We start from the raw sequence: 24,161 nt of genomic DNA, 5'->3' as shown, positions 1-24,161 counted from the left end.
GGATAGCGTACATCCATCAGAGTAACAGGTATTTTCTGCTTCTCTTAAGCAGCATGAGCGGGCATGATGTGAACCATTATTCACGCTGTGCTGTGACTTTGCTCACAAAACAGCAGCGGAAGGAGAGAAGCAATGATTGCAGTGATTTTTGGCCGTTCAGGATGCCCTTATTGCGTACGCGCTAAAGAGTTAGCCGCTAAGCTGACCAGCGACCAGGATAGCTTCAACTACCAGTATGTTGATATTCAGGCAACCGGCATCACTAAAGCCGATCTGGAAGCGCGCGCCGGTAAACCAGTGACCACGGTGCCGCAGATTTTTATCGACGATCGACACATCGGTGGTTACACCGAATTTGCTGCCTGGACCAAAGAGAATCTTGGCATAGAGGCATAAAAAAACGGGCCATAAGGCCCGTTTTTTAATCGATGCGCATAGCCAGCATAATGCGCAGCAGACGAACCAGTAGCGCACCACACCCTGCCCAGAATAACGCACTCAGACTCCAGGCCAGCCCCATCAGCGGCGTATGACTGACCTGCTCTGTCAGCATGACCCAGCTCATCCCCAGCAGCGTTCCCGCTATCGCTGACCACAGCGTTGACACCATCGGGCTGGCGGGCTGCAGCAGCGCAATCGCTACCCCAGGCAACAGAAACAGCAGGAGTTCTGGCTGACCATGCCGCATATGGAGCGGCACGCTCCAGAAGTGGTGGGCAAAAATAAACACCAGCGTATAAAGCGTCGCGCCTGACGCGAATGCGGACCAGCGATGGCTGCGCTGCAACATAACAATCCTCAACGTTAACGTTAAAACAGAACTTTTAATGCCTGGCGCACATGCGTGGAAATAAATAGAAACAGCTACAAACAGAAAGAGTGAGCAATGCGGATAGCTGAAGCAAATAATAATGTTTAGAATAATGTCGCTTCAGAATCGGGCGGGACAGGAAGGCCAGCCCCGGCGTTTACCGCTCTGATTAAGATAGCTAAAAATCCTCCTCCTATCAACCTGTTACACGTGAATAAGAAGTTAAAACTGTGAACATTAACGTCGCAGAATTGTTAAGCAAAAATGACGTTCTGTTATTATTTGTCGTATTAGCGCTCGGCCTCTGTCTGGGAAAACTGCGTCTTGGTTCCGTCCAGCTGGGTAATTCAATTGGCGTACTGGTTGTCTCTCTGATTTTAGGCCAGCAGCATTTTGCGATTAATACCGACGCTCTGAGCCTGGGTTTTATGCTGTTTATTTTTTGTGTCGGCGTGGAGGCGGGACCCAACTTCTTTTCTATCTTTTTCCGCGACGGTAAAAACTATTTTTTCTTAGCCATTGTGATGGTGGTCAGTGCGCTACTGGTCGCACTGATTCTTGGCAATCTGTTTGGCTGGGATATCGGCCTTACGGCGGGCATGCTGGCAGGGTCAATGACCTCAACGCCGGTGCTGGTCGGTGCCGGCGATACGCTGCGGCAGAGCATCAGCGATCCGCGTCAGTTAAGTATGATGCAGGATAATCTGAGCCTCGGCTACGCCCTGACCTATCTGGTGGGGCTGGTCAGCCTGATTTTCGGCGCCCGCTATCTGCCCCGGTTGCAGCATCAGGATCTGCCCACCTGCGCCCAGCAAATTGCCCGCGAACGCGGTCTGGACGCCGACAGCCAGCGTAAGGTTTTTTTACCGGTGATCCGCGCCTATCGCGTCGGACCGGAGCTGGTAGCCTGGAGCGGCGGCAAAAACCTGCGCGAGCTGGGTATCCATCGTCAGACCGGCTGCTATATAGAACGTCTGCGGCGTAACGGCATTCTCGCCAGCCCGGACGGAGATGCCATGCTGCAGCTGGGCGATGAGATCTCACTGGTAGGTTATCCTGACGCCCACGCCCGGCTCGATGCCAGCTTCCGCAATGGTAAAGAGGTGTTCGACCGCGATCTGCTCGATATGCGTATCGTCACCGAGGAGATTGTGGTCAAGAACCACAATGCGGTAAATAAGCGGCTCAGCCATCTTAAACTCACCGATCATGGCTGCTTTCTGAATCGGGTGATCCGCAGCCAGATTGAGATGCCGATCGATGACAGCATCATGCTCAATAAAGGCGATGTGCTGCAGGTCAGCGGTGAAGCGCGCCGTGTTAAAAGCCTGGCCGATCGCATCGGCTTTATTGCCATTCACAGTCAGATGACTGACCTGCTCGCTTTCTGCGCCTTTTTTATCATCGGCCTGATGATAGGGATGATCACGTTTCAGTTCAGCAATTTCAGCTTTGGTATTGGTAACGCTGCCGGCCTGCTGTTTGCCGGCATCATGCTGGGCTTCCTGCGCGCCAACCACCCTACCTTTGGCTATATTCCGCAGGGTGCCCTGACCATGCTGAAAGAGTTCGGACTGATGGTCTTTATGGCAGGCGTCGGGCTCAGCGCCGGCAGTGGACTGCAGCACGGGCTCGGCAGCGCCGGTGCCCTGATGCTGCTGAGCGGGCTGCTGGTCAGCCTGGTGCCGGTGGTTATCTGCTATCTGTTTGGCGCTTACGTGCTGCGCATGAACCGCGCGCTGCTGTTTGGTGCCATCATGGGCGCACGCACCTGTGCCCCAGCCATGGAGATTATCAGCGATACCGCACGCAGTAATATTCCGGCGCTGGGCTATGCCGGCACCTATGCGATTGCCAATGTGCTACTGACGCTGGCCGGCACGCTGATTGTGATTATCTGGCCGGTGCTGGCGGGATAAATTATTTTTGTCTGTCGGGAACCTTTACCGGCCGCCAGCGTCTGAATAAGTGCCACTGCTTTTCTTTGAAATCCCCGGATTGAGGAGCCCGCCAGTCTTTTTGACTGACGGGTTTTTTTATATCTGACGCGGGTGCCTTAAGGTTGCGCTAAGCGAATCGCGCCATGCTGTGATCCTGACTTTTTTAACGATCACTCTTCATGCAACTGTCATCAAAGTTAAACACTTCCACAACCTGCTACCGGAATCGGAGCGGGACTATTTATTCTTTATCACTCCGCTTTTACGCTATCAACTTCATTTTACTGGCAATTCTGGCAGCCCTGTTTATTTACTTATCACGTAATGAGCAGCCTGACATCGCTATCAGCCAGTACTGGTTTGATCCGCTTACGCAGCGCTTTCCCTGGCAGCACAACCGCTGGCTGGATCTCATTAATCATCGCATCGCTAAGGATGTGATTATTGCCGGGGCCGTGCTGCTGCTGTTTCAGGGTATACGCACCCGCAATGCGCGGCAGATGCTGGTTGCGCTGCTGTTTGGTCTTGGCCCGCTGGTGGTGGGGATCATCAAAGCACACAGCGCGCACTCCTGCCCCTGGGATCTGGCGATGTTTGGCGGTAAGGCGCTCTCTTTTCCGTTGCTGGGCAGCGTACCTGCCGGCAGCGGACCCGGCGGCTGCTTTCCGGGCGGACATGCATCGAGTGGCTTTGCGGTGATGGCGCTGTTTTTTCTCTGGTGGCCGGAGCATCCACGCCGCGCCCTGCTGGCGCTGCTGGCAGGTGTCGCCCTGGGTTTACTGATGGGTTTTGGTCAGGTAATGCGCGGTGCGCACTTTTTTTCGCACAATTTATGGGCCGGCTGGTGGGTCTGGCTGGCACAGCTGCTGACAGTGGCCGGTATATCTTTTTGGGTTAACAAAACGAGGATAGCTAAACGGGATGGAAGCAATTAACCACACCCTTTTTTTATGGATCAATGCCACGCCAGCGTCACCGGCCTGGCTGCTGAATCTGGCAACGTTTGTCGCCAAAGATCTGATTGCGATTGTGCCGCTGCTGATTGTGGCTCTCTGGCTGTGGGGACCGCGTGAGCAGGTGCAGTCTCAGCGCGCGCTGGTACTGAAAACCGGTATAGCGCTTATCTATGCGCTGCTGATCTCCTGGTGTACCGGCCAGCTGCTGCCCCATCCGCGCCCCTTTGCTATCGGCTTTGGACACCAGTTTCTGATGCACGCCGCAGATGACTCCTACCCGAGCGATCACGGCACAACTATTTTTACCTTTGCCCTCGCCTTTATTTTCTGGCACCGGCTCTGGTCCGGCATCCTGCTGCTGGCTATCGGCAGCGCTATCGCCTGGTCGCGCGTCTATCTGGGCGTTCACTGGCCGCTGGATATGATCGGCGGGTTCCTGGTCGGTATGCTGGGCTGCCTGGCCTCGCAGATGGCATGGCAGCTCTATGGCGATCGCCTGCTGGCACTGACGCATCAGGTTTATCGCGTGCTGTTTGCAATGCCGATTCGTAAGGGCTGGATCAGGGATTAGGAGCACTGAGCAGCGCGGGGCTGGGCGCTGAGCAGCGCGGGGCACTTAGAGATTAGCGCTGAGCAGCGCGCGGCAACAGAGGGGTTCCGCCCGCCAGGCTTCTGGCAGTTTCAGCGGCATTACCGCACGCGGACGGGCTAAGGGGCGGGTGGGCGCGCCCCTTAGCAATCCGCGCCCCGCGCCGTCCTCGCGAATTCCCGGGCTTATCCCTCCGGCCTTAACGGACCGCGCGGATTCGCTCCTGCTCAACCCGCGCTCTCGCCGGCGTCCTGCCGGCTCGCCCTGGCCGTCACTCTGCGCCCGGCGCTGCGGATGGCGCCCCTCCTCCCCGCCTGTAAATTTTTCATTTTGTTTTTTTAAAAGTGTTGCGGTGTGGTCTGAAGCTTCTTCACGAAACCTTCAGCCATAAAAAACGTAAGAAAAAGAGAAAAAACCAGCAGCGGCGGGAAGCGCCATCCGGGTCCGCCGAGGGAGGGCACGGTTCCGGGATGAGCCGACAGGACGTCGGCGAAAGGGCGCGGTGAGCAGGAGCGAATGGCGGCCGGTCCCGGGGAAGCGGGCGTGAGCGAGGGAACCGCGCAGCGGCGGACGGGGCTGGCGCAGGGCCCGGGAGTGCAGAGGGCGCGGCCAGGCGTCCTCTGCCCGGTCGCCGCGCCGGAGCAAAAGCTGCCGCCGCAGCTGACGGCGAACGGAACCGGCCCCGGGGCAGCAGCGCCGTGCCGGAGCACAGGCCGCCGCCGCAACTGACGGCGAACGGAACCGGCGCTTAATCTGCGCCCCCGCAGCTGACGGCGAACGGAACCAGCCCCCGTGGGGCGAACGGAACCGGCCCGTAACCAGCCCCCGCGTCCTAACTAAACCACTTCCCGAACCAGCCGTGGAATTTCATCATAATAAAATCCCAGATCCGCCCGACAAAGCCGCCTTCCGGTATGGCTTCCATCGCCACCAGCGGGCGCTGCTCGATGGTTTTTCCATCCAGCTGGAAATCGATAGTGCCGACAACCTGATTTTTAGCGATGGGGGCTTCCAGCTGCGGCGTATTCAGGGTAAAGCTCGCTTTCAGATTTTTCATCTGACCTTTAGGTACGGTAATCGCCGCATCTTTCGCCACGCCGAGATCCACTTCTCCCTTATCACCAAACCAGACGCGCTGGCGGGCAAACGGCTTATCTGCTTTGATAGGCGTTACCGTTTCATAAAAACGGAATCCCCAGGTCAGCAGCTTTTCACTTTCGCGAAAACGAATGGCGTCGGTTTGTGCGCCCAGCACGACCGAGATCAGACGCATATCGCCATCAACGGCAGACGCCACCAGATTGTTGCCTGCGCCTGAGGTATGTCCGGTTTTAATGCCGTCCACTTTCAGGTTGGAGCTCCAGAGCAGCCGGTTGCGGTTGCGCTGCTTAATATTGTTAAACGTGAACTCTTTCTCGCTGTTCAGCGCATACTCGTCCGGCACATCGCTTATCAGCCGCTGGCCGATAATCGCCATATCGCGGGCGGTGCTGTACTGCCCTTCCGCGTCCAGACCGTGCACCGTCATAAAATGCGTATTTTGCAGACCGAAGGCTTTAACGTAGTTATTCATCAGCCCGATAAAGGCATCCTGGCTGCCGGCAACATAATCTGCCAGCGCAATACAGGCATCGTTGCCGGACTGAATAACAATGCCTTTATTTAATTCTGATACCGGAATACGGTCGCCGGGCTTGAGGAACATCAGCGATGAGCCGCGCAGCTTTGGATTACCGGTCGCCCAGGCATCCTGGCCAATCGTCACCATATCACCGTTGTGAATCTTTCCTGATTTCAGCGCCTGCCCTACCACATAGCTGGTCATCATCTTGGTCAGACTGGCAGGATCGAGCCGCTGATCGGCATTCGATTCAGCCAGAACTTTGCCGCTGTTATAGTCCATCAGAACCCAGGCTTTGGCCTCGATTTGCGGGGCAGCCGGAGCGTCAACGGCCTGAGAAACAGCCGGGAAAATAAACAACAGCGAGGAGGCAGCCAGGGGCCGTAATAACGATGCGCAAAGGTGTAGTTTCATGGGCGTAACCAGATTGTCCTTGTAAAATCGGGGCTTTCGCGGGCGGGGAAGATCTCGTGTAAAACGCTAACGGTTCACGCTGGCGAAAAAAACCGTTGAATCGTAAAGTTAATTAAGTTTTCTTATATTAATCCAGGTCAACATCCTGTCCGGTCCAGTGTAAGCCGTCAGCGGTGGTAAAAAACTGCGCACAATTCTGAATTTGTCCGGAAAAGCTAAGCCTGTCACAAAATTCCGCTACGCTGGGATCAGTCAGCCTGAGGAGAGCGTTATGGATCTTGCCGTGTTCGATCTTGATGAAACCCTGATATGTGATGACAGCACCAGCCTCTGGTTGCGCTGGCTGGTGTCACAGGGATTTGCGCCTGAAACAGTGATTGATGAGGATCGCAGGCTGATGCAGCGTTATTACGCCGGCGAGCTGCCCATTGAAGAGTATATGCACACCACGCTGGCACCGCTGGCTGGCATGGCCACGCCGACCGTGGCTGGCTGGATAAGACGCTTTATCCACCGTGACATCCTGCCGCGTGTGTTTCCTGCCGCACGGGAGCGCATTCAGTGGCATCAGCAGCGTGGTGATAAGGTGCTGATCGTGACCGCCAGTGGCGATCACCTTGCCATTCCTATCGCTGAACGTCTGGGCGTGGACGGTGCGCTGGCCATTCATGCTGAAGTTGTTGATGCCCGCTACAGCGGCTCTATGCTCGGCACTGCAACCTATCGCGAAGGTAAAGTGGTTCGCCTGCGCGACTGGCAGGCCCGTCAGCAGGCGCTCAGTTTCACACGCACCTGGGCCTACAGCGACTCGTTTAATGACCTGCCGCTGCTGGCCTGGGCTGACCACGCCTGGGCAGTCAATCCGGATGCGCGCCTGCAGCATGAGGCGGAGCAGCGCGGCTGGCAGATTTGCCGCTGGGCGCGCTGATTAGTTACCTGTTTCAGCCTGCTCCGGCTGCACGCCTACCCGGAGCAATTTACCGCTGGCTTCATCGGTCAGTACGTAAAGCCAGCCATCCGGCCCCTGACGCACATCGCGGATACGTTCATTACGATCGCTCAGCAGCCGCTCCTCCTCCGTGACCCGATCGCCCTCAACGCGCAGCCGGATCAGGCTTTTATCTTTCAGTGCACCGATAAACAGCGCGTTTTTCCACTGCGGAAAGCGCGTACTGGTGTAGAACGCCATGCCGCTGAGAGCCGGTGACACTTTCCACCAGAACAGCGGCTGGTCGGTTCCTGCTACCTGAGTGCCCTTCGCTTCCGGCACCGGCTGCCCGCTGTAATCGATGCCGTACGTGGCAAGCGGCCAGCCATAGTTGTGGCCTTTCTCCAGCCGGTTTACCTCATCGCCGCCGCGCGGCCCGTGCTCACTTTCCCACATCTGCTCCGTCCAGGGATTCAGCGCCAGTCCCTGAGGATTACGCACGCCATAGCTCCAGATCTCCGGACGGGCGCCCTGGGTGTGAACAAACGGATTATCCTGCGGTACGCCGCCCTCCTGCGTCAGGCGAACAATTTTTCCTGACAGCTTATCCAGCTGCTGGGCGCTGCTGCTGACAAAATTGTCGCCAAACGCCACATAGAGAAAGCCCTGCCGGTCAAAGGCGAGCCGGGTACCGATATTGGCACCACCGGAGAGTTTAGGCGTCTGCTCCAGCACCACGCGAAACCCGTTAAGCTTCTGCATATCCTCGCTCAGCTGACCGTAACCCACGACGCCGCCGGCACGCCCGCGGCTATCGGCCGTGGTGTAACTCAGCCATACGCGGCGGCTTTGCGCGAAATCAGGTGCCGGAACCACATCCAGTAACCCGCCCTGCCGCTCAGCCCAGACCTGCGGCACGCCCTGAATCGGCTTCGACAGGCCGCCTTCAGGCTGCCAGCTGCGCAGCTGACCGGTGCGCTCAGTGATAAGCAGCGTGCGGTTATCCGGCAAGAAGGCCACCGACCAGGGATGAGAGAGGTTGTCCTGCAGCACCTCTACCGCCACATCCGCAGCCAGCGCCAGAGAAGAACAGCTTAGTGCGCCGGAAGTCAGCGCTGCTCGCCAGATATGCATAGGTTGCTCCTGTATTCGCTCTACCGTTAAGGGTAGACAGCGCGCACGCAGCAGCGGGGGAAATTTACAAAACATTAAGCCCGGCGTAAGCCGGGCTGGAGGGGGTTACTCGAAGCAGGTTTCAGGGTTGTCAGACAGGCAGATAAACTCTGCGCCGCCTTTGGTCAGGGCGTTGATTTTCCCCGTTTCGATATCGTAAACCCAGCCGTGCAGACGCAGCTTGCCTTTACGCAAAGCAACCGAGACGGAAGGATGCGTTTTGATATTGTTCAGCTGCGCTATAACGTTCTCTTTCACCATCTCATTAAGGCGCACCTCAACAGAATCGTAGTTGCGCTCGTCAACCACGGCTTTTGCGGCGTTAGCATAGTGCAGCCAGTGATCGACCGCCGGCATATTTTCCAGATCGGCGTTGGAGGCGATCGCGTTCATTGCGCCACAGTTGGAGTGACCACAAATAATGATTTCCGTTACGCCCAGCGCCAGTACTGCATACTCGATGGTGGCAGAGACGCCGCCTGGCTCCGGGCCAAACGGTGGCACAATGTTGCCGGCGTTGCGGATCACAAACAGCTGTCCCGGCTCCTGCTGCGTGACCAGCTCCGGCACCAGACGGCTGTCTGAACAGGAGATAAACAGCGCTTTAGGATTCTGGTTGGAAGCCAGACTCTTGAAAAGATCCTTCCTTTCAGGAAATACGTTCTGTTGAAAATTCAGAAAACCTTTGACGATCTCTTGCATTTGTCTGCTCTCACTCTATGCACTGCTGCGCTGTCATCGCATAGCCTGCCAGCGCACGCGTTTAAATTCTTCAGCGTTGAGAATAAGTTACCTTCAACAACCCGTCATTTAAGCAAAATCGCAGCAACCGCACAACCCGCTGCGGGCTGAAATACCCGGCGTCAGGCTGCGCCGTGCACTCTAAGCATAGCGCTGCATTCACATTCTGCAGGCAGGCAGATTGTTGCTTCAGCTATACATTTTCCGCTGCAACCTCTGTACAATCGCGCTCCTGTCCATACTAATTATGATGAATTTTTATCCTTATGAGCCATGTCACTAATCCGCCACGCGTGGGCTTCGTCTCACTCGGTTGTCCTAAAAACCTCGTTGACTCAGAACGTATCCTGACGGAACTGCGTACTGAAGGCTATGACGTGGTACCACGCTACGATGACGCGGAGATCGTTATCGTTAATACCTGCGGATTTATTGACAGCGCGGTTCAGGAATCTCTGGAAGCGATTGGTGAAGCGCTGAATGAAAACGGCAAAGTGATCGTCACCGGCTGTCTGGGTGCCAAAGTGGATCAGATCCGCGAAGTGCATCCGAAAGTGCTGGAGATCACCGGTCCGCACAGCTATGAGCAGGTGCTTGAGCACGTGCATACCTATGTACCTAAACCTGTTCATAACCCGTTTCTGAGCCTGGTGCCTGAGCAGGGCGTGAAACTGACGCCGCGCCACTACGCCTATCTGAAAATCTCGGAAGGCTGCAACCACCGCTGTACGTTCTGTATTATTCCGTCCATGCGCGGCGATCTCGACAGTCGTCCGATTGGCAGCGTGCTGGATGAAGCGAAGCGTCTGGCTGAGTCAGGCGTGAAAGAGCTGCTGGTGATCTCGCAGGATACGTCTGCTTACGGCGTGGATGTGAAACATCGTACCGGTTTCTGGAACGGTGCGCCGGTAAAAACCAGCATGGTGAGCCTGTGTGAACAGCTGGCAAAACTCGGCGTCTGGGTACGCCTGCACTATGTTTATCCCTATCCGCACGTGGATGATGTCATCCCGCTGATGGCAGAAGGCAAAATTTTGCCCTACCTCGACATTCCGCTGCAGCACGCCAGCCCGCGCATCCTGAAGTTGATGAAGCGTCCGGGCGCCGTGGAGCGTACGCTGGAGCGCATCAAACGCTGGCGTGAGATCTGTCCGGAGCTGACGCTGCGCTCTACGTTTATCGTGGGCTTCCCGGGTGAAACCGAAGAAGATTTCCAGATGCTGCTCGATTTTCTGAAAGAGGCGCGCCTCGATCGCGTAGGCTGCTTCCAGTACAGCCCGGTAGAAGGCGCCACCGCCAATCAGCTGCCGGATCCGGTTCCGGAAGAGGTAAAACAGGCGCGCTTTGACCGCTTTATGCAGCTGCAGCAGCAGATCTCCAGCGAACGCCTGCAGGAGAAAGTGGGCCGCGAAATACTGGTCATCATTGACGAAGTGGATGAAGAAGGTGCCGTCGGACGCAGCATGGCAGACGCACCGGAAATCGACGGTGCCGTCTATCTCAACGGCGACCGGCAGGTAAAAGCAGGTGATGTGGTGCGGGTGAAAGTGGAACACGCCGACGAATACGATCTGTGGGGCAGCCGCGTCTAACCATATTTCTGCTGGTGCGCTTTTTTACGCTTCAGATAATCTTCGTCGGCGCGTAATTTATCCCAGCATACTTTAAAGATGGCCGCCGCTGCGGCCTTCTCTTTTTCTACCGTGCGCGGCAGCTCTTTGCCATCCGCATCATATTTACGTCCCCCCTGATGATTGCTGTAGCGCCGGGCGCGCGTATACCCCATCTGAATAAATTTACGCGCCATATCCATACCGACAAAATCATCTTTCTCGCGATACGCTTCAAACAGCTGCATAATTTTTTCCGAGGACTCTTTCGCTACCTCTACGGTACGAAAACGCCACCAGGGCAAAATTTCGCTTTTGTAAGGTTCCACCATCAGTACGCCCTGCTCGCCCCGCCCCACGCGATAAAGCTCAGGGTGCTGTCGCAAATCAAGATTTTTATAATCCTGCTGATAATCAAACGGTTCCATCTCTCTTCTCCTTTGCGCCCTGAGCTGCCACCGGGACGGCTTTGCGCCGGCAGCATCCTTACCGGCGGAGCAACGTCCTGCGCAACGGCCCGGGGAAAATCTGTGAAAGCGTTATCGCTGCTCCTTTAATATTAGACACTTTTAGTAGCCCGGGCCGGTTCGCTGCTCAGCTTTTCAGTTTTGGATCCAGCGCATCGCGCAGGCCGTCACCCAGCAGGTTAAACGCCAGAACGGTCAGGAAAATCGCCAGGCTGGGGAAAATAGCGACGTGAGGCGCCATCACCATATCCGCTCGCGCTTCATTCAGCATTGCTCCCCACTCCGGCGTAGGCGGCTGTGCGCCGAGCCCCAGAAAAGAGAGGCTGGCGGCGGTGATAATTGAGGTACCAATACGCATGGTGAAATAGACCATGATGGAGGAAATCGTGCCGGGCAAAATATGCCGAAAAATAATCGTGCGATCTGACGCGCCAATGCTGCGCGCCGACTCGATATAGGTCTGCTGCTTGAGCACCAGCGTGTTACCGCGCACCAGCCGGGCGAACGCAGGTATGCTGAAAATCGCCACCGCCACAATAACGTTGCTCATCCCGCTGCCCATAATGGCGACGACCGCTATCGCCAGCAGAATACCGGGAAAGGCAAACAGCACGTCGCAGATGCGCATAATCAGCCGATCCCACCAGCCCTCATAGTACCCCGCCAGCAGACCCAGCAGCGTACCGATCAACGCGCCGATAATGACAGAGAAGAATCCCGCCATCAGTGAAATACGGGTGCCTGCCAGCACCCGGCTGAAAATGTCCCGCCCCAGCGAGTCCACGCCAAACAGGTGCAGCCACGACGGCCCTTCATTCAGACGATCGTAGTCAAAATAGTTTTCCGCATCGAAAGGCGCGATCCACGGCGCAATAAAGGCCAGTACAATCAGCAGCAGGACAAAGCTGCCCGCCAGCAGCGCCACATGCTGCTGGCGAAAACGGCGCCAGAACTCACGCCACGGGGTACGCACCCGGTTTTCCGTCAGGTGCGGCAGCTGTTTCACCACCGCATCGCGTCGCCAGTTTTTCAATCGCGACTCCTTATTTGTAGCGAATAGCCGGATTGATTGCCGCGTAAAGCATATCGACAATCAGATTGATCAGGATAAATTCCAGTGAAAACAGCAGAACTTCCGCCTGAATCACCGGGTAATCCCGCATCTCCACGGAGTCCACCAGCAGGCGACCGAGGCCAGGCCAGTTAAACACCACCTCCACCACGATCGATCCTCCCAGCAGAAAACCAAACTGCAGGCCCATCATCGTGACCACCGGGATCAGGGCGTTGCGCAGCCCATGTTTCACCACCACCAGCGATTCGCGCACGCCTTTAGCCCGGGCGGTGCGCATGTAATCTTCCTGCAAAACCTCAATAAATGAGGCGCGGGTAAAGCGCGCCATAATCGCGGCAACGGCAGCGCCCAGCGTGAGAGAAGGCAGAATATAGTGCTGCCAGCTATCTGCGCCCACGGTGGGCAGCCAGCCCAGCTCCACCGAAAAGATCTGCATCAGCAGCATACCCAGCGCAAAGGCCGGGAACGAGATGCCGGAAACCGCCAGCGTCATGCCGATGCGATCGGGCCAGCGGTTGCGCCACACGGCAGAGACAATACCCAGCGCCATACCCAGCAGCACTGACCACGCCATACTGGTCAGCGTCAGCCACAGCGTCGGGTAGAAGCGCTGCGCAATTTCGTCCGCCACCGGGCGTTTTGAGACCAGCGACTGGCCAAACTCTCCCTGCAGCGCATTGAAAATAAAATGCCAGAACTGCTGGATCAGCGGCTGATCCAGCCCGAGTTCGCTGCGTACCAGCGCAACAACGGAGGCATCCGCTTCGGGGCCGGCAATCAGACGGGCCGGATCGCCGGGCAGCAGATGTACAAACAGAAACACCAGTACGGCAACAATCAGCAGCGTGGGGATCAGTCCCAGCAAGCGTTTTAAAAAGTAGTTGAGCATGCAACATCCTGCGCAGCAGCGGCCAGCCGGAGCGGCTGGCCAGTCTGGTTACTTCAGATCCGCTTCGTCGAAATTAAACGAGGTATCCGGCATGACGTAGAACCCGGTCAGGTTTTTGTTGCTGGCCGAGAGCAGCTGCTCGACAACCAGCGGGATCCACGGATGGTCATTCCAGATGCGATCCTGCGCATCTTTATAGAGCTGCGCTTTGCGTTCACGATCGGTGGTCTTTAATGCATCAGCCAGATCTTTATCCACCTGCGGATTACTGTAAAACGCGGTATTGAAGATCGCTGGCGGCCAGGAGGTCGTGGCGAACAGCGGCGTCAGCGCCCAGTCGGCCTCACCGGTCGAGGCGGACCAGCCGGTATAAAACATGCGTACGCCACTCTCTTTTTGCCCTTTGCTTTCCACTTCCGCAGCGCGCTGTCCGGCATCCATAGCGGTGACTTTCACCTTCACGCCCACCTGCGCCAGCTGCTGCTGGGTAAACTGCAGCACTTTCTGCGCCGTGCTGTGGTTATGCGAGGACCAGAGCGTGGTCTCAAAGCCGTTGCCGTAGCCCGCTTCTTTCAGCAGCGCCCGCGCTTTAGCCGGATCGTATTTGATAGCCGGATAACGCTGAGCGAAATCGATAGAGGGCGGCACGATACCGGTAGCGGGCGTGGCATAACCGGCAAACGCCACTTTTGCCAGCGCCTCGCGGTTAATGGCATATTCCAGCGCTTCACGCACTTTCGGGTTATTAAACGGCTTTTGCGTGACGTTCAGGCTGATATAACGCTGCATGATCGAAGGCGTGGTAATGACGTTCAGCTTAGCGTTACTTTCAAGGCGTTTGGCCTGCTCAAAGGGCACCGGAAAAGCAAACGTCGCCTCGCCGGTCTGCAGCATGGCCGCGCGGGTGTTGTTATCCACGATGGGACGCCAGGTAATGGTATCGAGTTTCGGATAGCCCGGCTTCCAGTATCCCGCCCACTTTTTCACTTTGACAAAATCGGTCTGATTCCAGGTTTCAAACACATAAGGGCCGGTGCCGACCGGATGGAAGCCAATCTCTTTGCCATACTTTTTCAACGCGGTGGGCGAAATCATCGCCGCCGCCGGATGCGCCAGGTTGTTGATAAACGCTGAAAAAGGCTGCTTCAGCGTGATTTTTACCGTGAGCGGATCGACCACTTCCGTGGTCGCAATATATTTGAACAGGTTATAGCGTTTGAGATGGTTATCAGGATTACTGGCGCGATCGAGGTTCACCTTAACCGCCTCAGCGTTGAAATCGGTACCATCCTGAAATTTAATGCCGGAACGCAGTTTGATGGTGTAAGTGAGCCCGTCATCACTGGCCTGAGAGCTTTCGGCCAGCACGTTTACCAGCTTCATCTCTTTATCAAAGCTGAACAGCCCCTGATAGAAAGATTTGGCAACCGCCTGCGACAAGGTGTCGTTGGCGTCGTAAGGATCCAGCGTGGTAAAGGTTGAGCTCACGGCAATGACCGCATCTTTTGCCGCCCAGGCGGGCAGCGTCAGCGCAGCGCTCAGCACGCCAGCGGTGATAATCCCGTTACGCATAATCTGGTGCATGATGGTGCTTCTCCTGTAGTCCCTTGTGCTGCGTCCTGGGTTCAGGACGCTATGTTATTCGTCAGGCGCTACCGATCGCATGGCGTGCCACAAAGTGTCCTGGCGCCACCTCCAGCAGCGGCGCGACGTCCGGCTCATCCCCCAGCGGACGTACGGCGCTGGGGATCTCATCAACCATTAACGCCCGTTCGCGATGCCGGTGTGCCGGGTCCGCCACCGGTACGGCCGCCATCAGTTTGCGGGTATAAGGATGACGCGGCTGCTCAAACACCGCCTGGCGCGGTCCTGTCTCAACGATCTGCCCCAGATACATCACCGCTACACGGTGGCTGATACGCTCCACCACCGCCATATCATGCGAAATGAACAGAAAAGCGATGCCGGTTTCCCGCTGCAGATCCAGCATCAGATTGATAATCTGCGCCTGGACCGAGACATCCAGCGCTGACACGGACTCATCCGCAATGACCACTTTGGGATTCAGCGCCAGCGCTCGCGCAATACAGATGCGCTGCCGCTGGCCGCCTGAGAACTCATGCGGGTAGCGCTGCGCATGCTCCGGCTGCAGCCCTACCCGCTCCAGCAGCCAGGCAACGCGCTTCTCCGCCTGCGCGCGACTCATCACGCGATGGACCAGCAGCGGCTCCATCACAGAAAAGCCTACCGTGAGGCGCGGATCGAGCGAGGCGTAGGGATCCTGAAAAATAAACTGAATATCGCGCCGCAGCGCCGCCAGCGCGCTCCCCTGCAGCGCGTCGATACGCTGACCGTTAAAGGTGATGCTGCCGCCCTGACTGGCGACCAGCCGCAGCAGTGAACGACCGGTGGTCGATTTACCGCATCCCGACTCGCCAACCAGCGCCAGCGTCTCTCCGGCATAGAGATCAAAGCTCACCTTCTCTACCGCGTGCACCCGGCGCGTAACCCGGTTAAAGAGACCGCTACGCAGGTCGAAGCGAGTTGTCAGATCGCGCACCTGCAGCACCGGCGGGCGATCGCGACGCACGGTATCCTGCGGCAGAGCCGGCGCCTCCTGCCCGGTGGTGCTCAGCAGAGGAAATTTTGCCGGCAGTGGCTGCCCGCTCATCGCGCCCAGCCGGGGCACGGCCGCCAGCAGCGCGCGGGTATAAGGCTGAGCCGGCGCGTTAAACAGCTGCTGCACCGGCGCCTGTTCGATAACATCGCCGCGATACATGACCTGCACGCGATCGGCCATTTCAGCGACGACGCCCATATCGTGCGTGATAAAAATCACGCCCATCTGCATCTCTTTTTGCAGCACGCGGATAAGCTGCAGGATCTGCGCCTGAATAGTGACATCCAGCGCCGTCGTCGGCTCATCGGCAATCAGCAGTGCGGGCCGGCAGGAGAGCGCCATCGCAATCATGACGCGCTGGCGCATCCCGCCAGAGAGCTGATGCGGATAACGCGACAGGATAGCGTGCGCATCCGGAATGCGTACCAGATCCAGCATGCGCCGCGCTTCAGCGAGCGCCTGCTGATGGCTCATCTTCTGGTGTAGTCGTACTGACTCAGCAATCTGTTCGCCCACGGTAAATACCGGATTCAGCGAGGTCATCGGCTCCTGAAAGATCATCGCCATGTCAGCGCCGCGCACCTGCCGCATCTGACCGGCTGACGCGCGCATGACGTCCAGGATCTCCCCGTTTCGGCGACGCAGCTTTATCTCACCGCTGATCTCGCTGCCCGCCTGCTGAATCAGGCGCATCAGCGCCAGTGACGTCACTGATTTCCCTGAGCCAGACTCCCCGACCAGCGCCAGGGTTTCTCCCCGCAGCAGATCGAGCGAAAGATGACGCACCGCTTCAGTTTTACTCTCTTCATGCTGAAAAGTGACGCACAGATCGCGTACCGCCAGCACCTGTTGCTGTTCCATTCTGCCTGCTCCTTAGCTGTCGCGGTAAATGGCCACCTCAACGGCACCCTCAACGTAAGCAAAACCCCGGTACATGCCTTCGCTGTTAAACGGCAGTGCAAGGTTACCCTGTGCATCAACTGCAATCAGCCCGCCGCTGCCTTCCAGCTCCGGAATGGTGTCGTGGATGACGCTGGCGGTCGCCTGCTGCAGCGAGCGTCCTGCATATTTCATCTGTGCCGCAACATCATAAGCGGCCAGCGTTCGCATAAAGACTTCGCCGGTACCGGTGCAGGAGACAGCCACGCTGTCGTTGCTGGCATAGCAGCCGGCGCCAATCAGCGGCGAGTCGCCCACGCGGCCAGCCTGCTTGTTGGTCATGCCACCGGTTGAAGTCGCCGCGGCAAGATTGCCGTGCAGATCCAGCGCCACCGCACCCACGGTGCCGAGTTTGCGATCCTCATCCAGCGGCGTAGCAGCCGCGTCGTGATCGAGCTGCGTGGTGTTGCTGTCGCGCACGCGCAGCAGCTGCGCCAGGCGTTCTGGCGTTGAGAAAAAGTCAGCGGCAACGGGTTCCAGCCCCTGCGCCACGGCAAAGGCTTCTGCGCCGGCGCCGATCAGCAGCACGTGGGGACTCGCCTCCAGCACTTTACGCGCGGCGAGGATCGGATGTTCAATATGGCTGACGCCCGCTACTGCGCCCGCCTGCAGCGTGCGGCCATCCATGATGCTGGCGTCCAGCTCGTGTGTGCCCTGATGAGTGAACACCGCGCCCCGTCCGGCATTAAACAGCGGGCACGCTTCCAGCCGCCGCACCGCATCTGTCACCGCATCCAGCGCGCTGCCGCCCGCGGCCAGAATCTGCTGCCCCGCTGCGACAATGTCGTGCAGCTGCTGCCGGTATTGCTGCTCGCGCGCCGCGCTCGTGGTACTGCGGGAAAGCGCGCCCGCGCCGCCGTGGATAGCGATTACTGCCCTGGTCATTAGCTGCACCTGTCAGGATTATCAGCAGAAAAAACACTGATTTAGAATGGTTTTCATCATTTTCAGACAATTTTCGACTATAGGAAGCACCCGGCAGCTTGTAAAGCAGAAAGTGCATCAGCCCTCATAACCTTTTCTCAGGCTTTATATCTTTTTCCTTTGCCGGCAGACCCCATTGGCGGCTCACCGCGCGATCTGTGCGGCCGCGCCAAACGGGTCTGGCCTTACGCCAGCGCCTTAACCCATAATAGGTGACATCTGACATTTATCCGCCAGGGAGCGATATGGAACCCAACACCGCAGGCTTAATTTCACTGGAAGAGGCGCAGCACATGATGCTGCAACCGCTGCAACCGGTCAGCGGGACTGAACAGGTTAGCCTGGCTAATGCTGCCGGGCGCATTACCGCAGAGGCGGTGGTTTCACCGCTGGATGTCCCCTCATTTGATAACTCCGCAATGGATGGCTACGCGGTACGGCTGAGCGATCTCGGCGCTGGCGCGCCGCTTGCCGTGGCGGGCAAAGCCTTTGCCGGTTCTCCCTGGCACGGTGAATGGCCGGCAGGCAGCGCGATCCGTATTATGACCGGCGCTCCGATACCGGCAGGCTGCGACGCGGTAGTCATGCAGGAGCAAACGGAGCAGCACGCGGATGGTATTGTGATGACGGCGCCGGTAAGCGCAGGCCAGAATATCCGCCGTATTGGTGAAGATATTCGCGCCGGGCATCAGGTTCTGGCAGCGGGGGTGCGGCTGGGTGCCGCTGAGCTGCCGCTGCTCGCCTCGCTGGGCATTGCCAGGGTAACGGTACGGCGCAGACTGCGCGTGGCGATATTCTCCACCGGGGATGAGCTGCAGGCGGTGGGTGAACCGCTGGCAGAGGGCCAGATTTATGACACCAATCGCCTTACCGTCTCTCTGATGCTCAGCAAGCTGGGCTGCGACGTCATCGACCTCGGCGTTATCGCGGACGACCCGGCCGCGCTGCGTCACGCCTTTACCACAGCAGACAGCCAGGCTGATGTGGTCATCAGCACCGGCGGTGTCTCCGTGGGCGAAGCTGATTTTACCCGGGAGATCCTAAACGAACTCGGATCTGTCAGCTTCTGGAAGCTGGCGATCAAGCCAGGTAAACCGTTCGCTTTCGGCCAGCTGGCGAATAGCCTGTTCTGCGGGCTGCCGGGCAATCCGGTCTCCGCCGCCGTGACCTTTTATCAGCTGGTGCAGCCGCTGCTGGTCAGGCTGAGCGGCCAGACAACGCCGGCAATGCCGCTGCGCCAGCGTGCGCGAACGCTGAATCGCCTGAAAAAATCGCCGGGGCGCCTCGATTTTCAGCGTGGCGTGCTCAGCCGCAGCAGCGAAGGTGTGCTGGAGGTGCGCTCCACCGGTGCACAGGGCTCTCACGTTTTCAGTTCGTTTGCGCTGGCCGACTGCTTTATTGTGCTGGAGCGCGAACGCGGTACGGCAGAAGCGGGTGAATGGGTTGAGGTTGAGCCCTTTAACAGCCTGCTGGAGGGGTAATGTCACGCGAACTGACGCATGAAGAGATGCTGCGCTATAACCGGCAAATTGTCCTGCGCGGCTTCGACTTTACCGCACAGGAGCAGCTCGCTGAGTCACGCGTGCTGATCGTCGGCCTGGGGGGGCTGGGATGCGCGGCTGCCCCCTGGCTCGCCTCCGCCGGCGTGGGGTATCTGACGCTGCTCGACTTTGATACCGTCAGCCTGAGCAATCTGCAGCGGCAGATCCTGCATCGCGATGAGACGATTGGCCAGCCCAAAGTAGAATCAGCGCGCGCGCAGCTGGCGGCAATCAATCCGCACTGCATTATTGAAACCTGTGACGTGCAGGCCGACGATGCGACGCTGAGCGCACTGATTGCGCGGCATGACGCGGTGCTGGACTGCACAGATAATGTGGCCACGCGTGAGCAGCTGAACCGCCTCTGTTTCCGGCAAAAAGTCCCGCTGATTTCCGGTGCGGCGATCCGCATGGAAGGTCAGCTAAGCGTTTTTACCTGGCAGCCTGGCGAGCCCTGTTACCGCTGTATCAGCCGCCTGTTTGGCGAACAGACGCTGAGCTGTGTGGAAGCTGGCGTCATGGCCCCGCTGGTGGGCGTAATTGGCGCGATGCAGGCGATGGAGACGCTGAAACTGCTTACCGCGTTTGGTGAACCCGCCCGCTCTCGCCTGCTGATGTATGACGCAATGCGCGCTGAATTTCGCAGCATGAAAGTGATGCAGGACGCACACTGTGACGTGTGTGGCTCCCCCTGAAATGCAAACAGGCCGCCCGGTCGGGCGGCCTGTTAAGCAGACAGAATGAGCAGGATCATGAAATGCCCTGACTGCGCAGGTAATCTTCGTAGTTACCGGTGAAGTCAACGATGCGCTCACCTTTCATCTCCATCACGCGCGTCGCCAGCGAGCTGACAAATTCACGGTCATGTGAAACAAAGATCAGCGTGCCTTCATACATCTCCAGCGCCATGTTCAGTGATTCGATCGATTCCATATCCAGGTGGTTGGTCGGCTCATCCATAATCAGAATGTTAGGCTTCTGCATCATCAGCTTGCCAAACAGCATCCGGCCTTTCTCACCGCCCGACAGCACTTTGGCCGGTTTTTTGATGTCATCATGGCTGAACAGTAAGCGGCCCAGTACGCTGCGCACGGCCTGTTCATCATCGCCATCCTGCTTCCACTGGCTCATCCAGTCGAACACGCTAAGGTCTTCGGCAAAATCTTCGGCATGATCCTGTGCGTAATAGCCGATACGCGCATTTTCAGACCATTTAACGCTGCCGCTGTCCGGCGTTAATTCGCCCACCAGCGTTTTCAGCAGCGTGGATTTACCGATACCGTTGGCACCCAGAATTGCCAGCTTCTCGCCCACTTCCAGCATCAGATTCAGCTTATTAAAGAGCGGGCCGTTATCAAATCCTTTCGTCAGCGCTTCAACTTCCAGCGCATTACGGAATAATTTCTTATCCTGCTCAAAGCGAATATAAGGGTTCTGACGACTGGAGGCTTTGACTTCATCCAGTTTGATTTTATCAATCTGTTTTGCGCGCGATGTTGCCTGACGGGATTTAGAGGCGTTAGCACTGAAGCGGCTGACAAAAGATTGCAGGTCAGCAATCTGCGCTTTCTTTTTCGCGTTATCGGCCAGCAGACGTTCGCGCGCCTGCGTCGCCGCGGTCATATATTCATCATAATTACCGGGATAAACGCGCAGCTCACCATAATCAAGATCCGCCATATGGGTGCAGACCATATTTAAAAAGTGACGGTCATGCGAAATGATGATCATGGTACTGTTACGATCGTTCAGCACCTGCTCAAGCCAGCGGATAGTATCAATATCCAGGTTGTTCGTCGGCTCATCAAGCAGCAGAATATCGGGATTAGAGAACAGCGCCTGCGCCAGCAGCACACGCAGTTTCCAGCCCGGTGCGATTTCGCTCATCGGCCCGTAATGCTGCTCCACCGGAATACCGACGCCCAGCAATAACTCACCGGCCCTGGATTCCGCGCTATATCCATCCATTTCACCGTAGGCGACTTCGAGATCGGCAACTTTGTAGCCTTCTGCTTCACTCATTTCTGGCAGTGCGTAAATACGATCGCGCTCTTCTTTTACGGCCCAGAGTTCCTGATGCCCCATTATGACCGTATCCAGCACACTATATTGTTCAAAGGCAAACTGATCCTGACGAAGCTTACCAATACGCTCGTTGGGATCGAGTGAGACATTGCCGTTGGTAGGCACCAGATCGCCGCCCAGTATTTTCATAAAGGTCGATTTACCGCTGCCGTTTGCACCGATTAAACCGTAACGGTTACCCCCGCCAAACTTAACGGAGATATTTTCAAACAGCGGCTTGCTGCCGAACTGCATAGTGATATTGCTGGAAACTAACACGGCATTGACCTTTGTTACACGGTGGATGAAAAAACAGCGGGCATTATGCCAGAGATGGGCTATATGAGCCAGTCTGCGCCTGGCGTTGGCGCAGCTTTTACGCAAAGGGATTGTTAGCAGACGCAAAATAGTGTTGCCGGCATCCGGCAGCAGACGCTTCTCGCCTGCCGACGTTACGTCATCGTTATCAGTTAGCGCAGTTTGTTACACAAATTAAAACGTCAGCCAATAAAAAAAGCCGGGGGCAATATGCCCCCGGCTCCCATATACAAGGATTGCGTCGCTTATTTAATCAGGAAACTGTCCAGGCTCTTGCCGGCATCCAGCGCTTTTTTAATCGCTGCTGGCGTGCGGCCCTGACCGGTCCAGGATTTTTCATCACCGTTTTCGTCGGTATAAGTATATTTAGCCGGACGCGGTGCGCGCTTGGCGCGTTTTTTACCGGTTTCAAGTGCGCCCAGTAATTCGTTAGGATCGATGCCATCAGCCAGCAGCATTTCGCGATATTTAGACAGCTTCTCTTCTTTTTCGCGGTTTTGCGCTTCTTCGGCTTCAACTTCTTCACGACGCTCAGTCACAACGACAGTTAATTTTTCCAGAATCTCTTCCAGATCGCTCAGTGGCAGTTCACGCGCCTGCGCACGTAATGTGCGAATGTTGTTCAGTACTTTAAATGCGTCACTCATCACAATGTCCTTGTTTAAGGGGTATAAATAAACTGTAGCGGCAAGATTACCCAATTCAAATAAAAAAATAAATTAATTTTGCAGACCGGATTATTCTTAACAGGTTCGCTTATTGTTATTGTTCAGTAAGGATAACCCTCACCGGTTAACATTAAGCGTTAATAAACTGATAAGGTTTCCCGGCAGCTGTTGCATTGATATCGATTTCATTTGCTAATCCCGCGAGCGAAACAAGTAGTTAGCAAAATTTTAGTTTGTGACATTCTGCAGGCGAAGCGTAAAAATAATTAATCATGAATCCCTTATTCACTTTTAATGCGCGTTTTATTGATGTGGCTCTCAGCCTGACTGACAGACTAAAAAGAAAAACCGGCCTGCGCCGGTTTTATCAGAGAAATCTATTTTTTAACCACCCTTCTGGGCCGATGGCCTCATTACCTGACGCGGCGATGTTTCCGTCAGCCAGTCGCGCAGATAATGTTCAATCTGCTCCAGCGAACGATTACGGGTTTCCGGTACGCAGCAGAACACAAACAGCGTACCGAACAGGCCGGCTGCGGCGAAAATAAAAAAGGCACCTGACAGCCCTACCCAGGCAAGCAGCAGCGGAAACAGTAACGAGATAGTAAAATTAGTCAGCCACATGGCAAATACCGCCCCGCCCATAAATATACCGCGCAGCCGCGTCGGAAAAATTTCGGATAATAGCAGCCAGGTAACCGGTGATAATGCCCCCTGCTGAAAACTTAAAAACAGCAGCATGCCCAGCAGGACCATATAGCTGCGCAGCATATCAGGCTGACCGTTTACCGTTTCCGGCATGAAATAGCTGACGGCTCCGATTAAAACCAGGCAGGCGGTACACCCTATCTGTCCGATAAGCGCGAGGGGGCGGCGTCCGATACGCCCAAGCAGCCAGATCCCCGCAAAGGTCATCAGCACTGAGATAACGCCATTGGCGATAGTAGCAACCAATGCCGCATTATCATCCATACCGACTGCTTTCAGCATTACCGGCGCATAGTACATGATGGTATTGACGCCGGTGAGCTGCTGAATAGCGGCTATGCCTGTGCCGATAAAAAAGAGCTTCAGCAGCCAGGGCTGGCGTAACTCCCGCAGGCGCGGACGCTGCTGCTGCTCCTCTTCCAGCGTCTCAGTGATTTCGGTCATCTCCCACTCCACGTCCTCGCGTGCGCGGGTCCGCTCCAGGACTCTGCGGGCTTCAGCCAGACGCCCCTTCATGGCATACCAGCGCGGCGTATCCGGCATAAACATCATGCCAAACCAGAGCAGCACCGCGGGCAGCGTCGCCACCGCCAGCATCCAGCGCCAGGTACTCTCACCGCCCCAGGCGGCATGAAACCCGGCATTAGAGATATAGGCCAGCATCTGGCCGGAGACGATCATCAGCTCCTGCATTGTGACCAGCTGACCGCGTTTATTGGCAGGGGCCATCTCCGCAATATAGACCGGAACGGTGGCAGACGCGCCGCCGACGGCGACCCCGAGGACCAGGCGGAAGAAAATCATCCATTCAGCATCCGGCGCCAGCGCCGTGCCCAGCGCGCCGGCCGCAAAAATGGTTGCCAGTACCAGAATGATTTTTCTCCGCCCGACCGCTGCGGCAAAATGCCCCGATATCAGCGCGCCAAATGCCGCACCAAACAGCAGGCTGCTGGTGACCAGGCCGGTGGTTAATGGCGTCAGATGTATATCATCCCCCATGAATAGCAGTGCGCCGGAGATAACGCCGGTATCATAGCCGAACAGCAGTCCGCCGAGGGTGGCAACGGCCGCAATAACTTTAACAAAGGGTTCAGTACGCGTATTACTGTTCGGCCCTGAGGCTTTATTGAGGGTAAGCCAGGTTTCACGAGGCATAACTAACTCC

Annotated in this window: 21 protein-coding genes; 8 read left to right on the top strand and 13 right to left on the bottom strand. The window is 56.7% G+C overall.

All coding sequences use genetic code 11. The features are described from left to right. Nucleotides 1-132: 132 nt before the first annotated feature. Entirely contained in the window at nt 133-396 is a 264-nt protein-coding gene (locus LAC65_RS05235) for a GrxA family glutaredoxin (protein WP_039383469.1), read from the top strand. 25 nt (nt 397-421) lie between these two features. Here LAC65_RS05235 and ybjM read toward each other — a convergent pair whose 3' ends face one another. After that, entirely contained in the window at nt 422-790 is a 369-nt protein-coding gene (ybjM, locus tag LAC65_RS05230; protein ID WP_039383466.1) for an inner membrane protein YbjM, read from the bottom strand. Between the two features lie 251 nt (nt 791-1,041). Here ybjM and LAC65_RS05225 point away from each other — a divergent pair, with 251 nt between their 5' ends. The 3 genes from LAC65_RS05225 (at nt 1,042) to ybjG (ending at nt 4,278) form a co-directional block, all read left to right on the top strand. Next, the gene (locus LAC65_RS05225; RefSeq protein ID WP_039383465.1) at nt 1,042-2,730 is read left to right on the top strand and encodes an aspartate:alanine antiporter; all 1,689 of its coding nucleotides are present in this window, start codon (nt 1,042-1,044) and stop codon (nt 2,728-2,730) included. A 200-nt stretch (nt 2,731-2,930) separates the two neighbouring features. Continuing rightward, entirely contained in the window at nt 2,931-3,686 is a 756-nt protein-coding gene (locus tag LAC65_RS05220; RefSeq protein WP_039383464.1) for a phosphatase PAP2 family protein, read from the top strand. Beyond that, nucleotides 3,673-4,278 carry an undecaprenyl-diphosphate phosphatase gene (gene ybjG, locus LAC65_RS05215; RefSeq protein ID WP_071668662.1) on the top strand — a complete coding sequence of 202 codons (606 nt, stop codon included), beginning with the start codon at nt 3,673-3,675 and terminating at the stop codon, nt 4,276-4,278. The genes LAC65_RS05220 and ybjG overlap by 14 nt, the downstream gene beginning before the upstream one ends. Nucleotides 4,279-5,128: 850 nt before the next feature. Here ybjG and LAC65_RS05210 read toward each other — a convergent pair. Then, nucleotides 5,129-6,331, bottom strand: a complete 1,203-nt coding sequence (locus tag LAC65_RS05210) for a serine hydrolase (RefSeq protein ID WP_071669030.1) — start codon at nt 6,329-6,331, stop codon at nt 5,129-5,131. A 271-nt stretch (nt 6,332-6,602) separates the two neighbouring features. On the opposite strand from LAC65_RS05210, the gene LAC65_RS05205 reads away from it, so the two are divergent. Continuing rightward, on the top strand, nt 6,603-7,259 hold the full coding sequence (locus LAC65_RS05205; protein ID WP_039383460.1) for an HAD family hydrolase: 657 nt from the start codon (nt 6,603-6,605) through the stop codon (nt 7,257-7,259). Here the strand turns inward: LAC65_RS05205 and LAC65_RS05200 are convergent, their stop codons facing one another. Both LAC65_RS05200 and LAC65_RS05195 read right to left on the bottom strand, forming a co-directional pair. Then, nucleotides 7,260-8,393: a PQQ-dependent sugar dehydrogenase gene (locus tag LAC65_RS05200; protein ID WP_039383459.1), complete on the bottom strand. Its 1,134-nt coding sequence runs from the start codon at nt 8,391-8,393 to the stop codon at nt 7,260-7,262. It abuts the gene before it with no gap. Nucleotides 8,394-8,498: 105 nt separating this feature from the next. Then, a complete protein-coding gene (locus tag LAC65_RS05195; RefSeq protein ID WP_039383457.1) occupies nt 8,499-9,134 on the bottom strand; it encodes a carbonic anhydrase in 636 nt (211 codons plus the stop codon). A gap of 305 nt (nt 9,135-9,439) precedes the next feature. Here LAC65_RS05195 and rimO point away from each other — a divergent pair, with 305 nt between their 5' ends. Next, on the top strand, nt 9,440-10,765 hold the full coding sequence (gene rimO / locus LAC65_RS05190) for a 30S ribosomal protein S12 methylthiotransferase RimO (protein ID WP_039383455.1): 1,326 nt from the start codon (nt 9,440-9,442) through the stop codon (nt 10,763-10,765). Here the strand turns inward: rimO and LAC65_RS05185 are convergent. From LAC65_RS05185 to LAC65_RS05160, 6 genes are all read right to left on the bottom strand, one after another. Continuing rightward, entirely contained in the window at nt 10,762-11,211 is a 450-nt protein-coding gene (locus tag LAC65_RS05185; protein ID WP_039383453.1) for a DUF4385 domain-containing protein, read from the bottom strand. The two genes, rimO and LAC65_RS05185, sit on opposite strands and share 4 nt — an antisense overlap. Nucleotides 11,212-11,377: 166 nt before the next feature. Then, entirely contained in the window at nt 11,378-12,283 is a 906-nt protein-coding gene (gsiD, locus tag LAC65_RS05180) for a glutathione ABC transporter permease GsiD (protein WP_039383451.1), read from the bottom strand. Between the two features lie 10 nt (nt 12,284-12,293). Continuing rightward, entirely contained in the window at nt 12,294-13,214 is a 921-nt protein-coding gene (gene gsiC, locus LAC65_RS05175; RefSeq protein ID WP_039383449.1) for a glutathione ABC transporter permease GsiC, read from the bottom strand. A gap of 48 nt (nt 13,215-13,262) precedes the next feature. Further along, nucleotides 13,263-14,798 carry a glutathione ABC transporter substrate-binding protein GsiB gene (gsiB, locus tag LAC65_RS05170; protein ID WP_039383446.1) on the bottom strand — a complete coding sequence of 512 codons (1,536 nt, stop codon included), beginning with the start codon at nt 14,796-14,798 and terminating at the stop codon, nt 13,263-13,265. 61 nt (nt 14,799-14,859) lie between these two features. Further along, nucleotides 14,860-16,695, bottom strand: coding sequence for a glutathione ABC transporter ATP-binding protein GsiA (gene gsiA / locus LAC65_RS05165; RefSeq protein WP_039383443.1), 1,836 nt, complete (start codon nt 16,693-16,695; stop codon nt 14,860-14,862). 12 nt (nt 16,696-16,707) lie between these two features. Further along, nucleotides 16,708-17,658, bottom strand: a complete 951-nt coding sequence (locus LAC65_RS05160) for an isoaspartyl peptidase/L-asparaginase family protein (RefSeq protein ID WP_039383440.1) — start codon at nt 17,656-17,658, stop codon at nt 16,708-16,710. A 284-nt stretch (nt 17,659-17,942) separates the two neighbouring features. Between LAC65_RS05160 and moeA the strand changes: the two genes are divergently transcribed. Continuing rightward, nucleotides 17,943-19,178 (top strand): molybdopterin molybdotransferase MoeA, encoded by a 1,236-nt coding sequence (moeA, locus tag LAC65_RS05155; protein ID WP_039383438.1) that lies wholly within the window; start codon nt 17,943-17,945, stop codon nt 19,176-19,178. Further along, on the top strand, nt 19,178-19,933 hold the full coding sequence (moeB, locus tag LAC65_RS05150; protein WP_039383436.1) for a molybdopterin-synthase adenylyltransferase MoeB: 756 nt from the start codon (nt 19,178-19,180) through the stop codon (nt 19,931-19,933). The genes moeA and moeB overlap by 1 nt, the downstream gene beginning before the upstream one ends. A gap of 55 nt (nt 19,934-19,988) precedes the next feature. On the opposite strand, the gene LAC65_RS05145 is transcribed toward moeB, so the two are convergent. From LAC65_RS05145 to LAC65_RS05135, 3 genes are all read right to left on the bottom strand, one after another. Then, nucleotides 19,989-21,581 (bottom strand): ABC-F family ATPase, encoded by a 1,593-nt coding sequence (locus tag LAC65_RS05145; protein ID WP_039383434.1) that lies wholly within the window; start codon nt 21,579-21,581, stop codon nt 19,989-19,991. A 284-nt stretch (nt 21,582-21,865) separates the two neighbouring features. Further along, entirely contained in the window at nt 21,866-22,267 is a 402-nt protein-coding gene (locus tag LAC65_RS05140; RefSeq protein WP_039383432.1) for an H-NS family histone-like protein, read from the bottom strand. A 405-nt stretch (nt 22,268-22,672) separates the two neighbouring features. Then, a complete protein-coding gene (locus tag LAC65_RS05135) occupies nt 22,673-24,151 on the bottom strand; it encodes a sugar porter family MFS transporter (RefSeq protein WP_039383429.1) in 1,479 nt (492 codons plus the stop codon). Nucleotides 24,152-24,161 lie beyond the last annotated feature (10 nt).

The sequence above is a fragment of the Pantoea eucrina genome, assembly GCF_020079945.1.
Taxonomy (GTDB): Bacteria; Pseudomonadota; Gammaproteobacteria; order Enterobacterales; family Enterobacteriaceae; genus Pantoea; species Pantoea eucrina.
The sequence above is the reverse complement of the archived record's forward strand: the minus strand, read 5'-3'. Positions and strand labels throughout refer to the sequence as shown.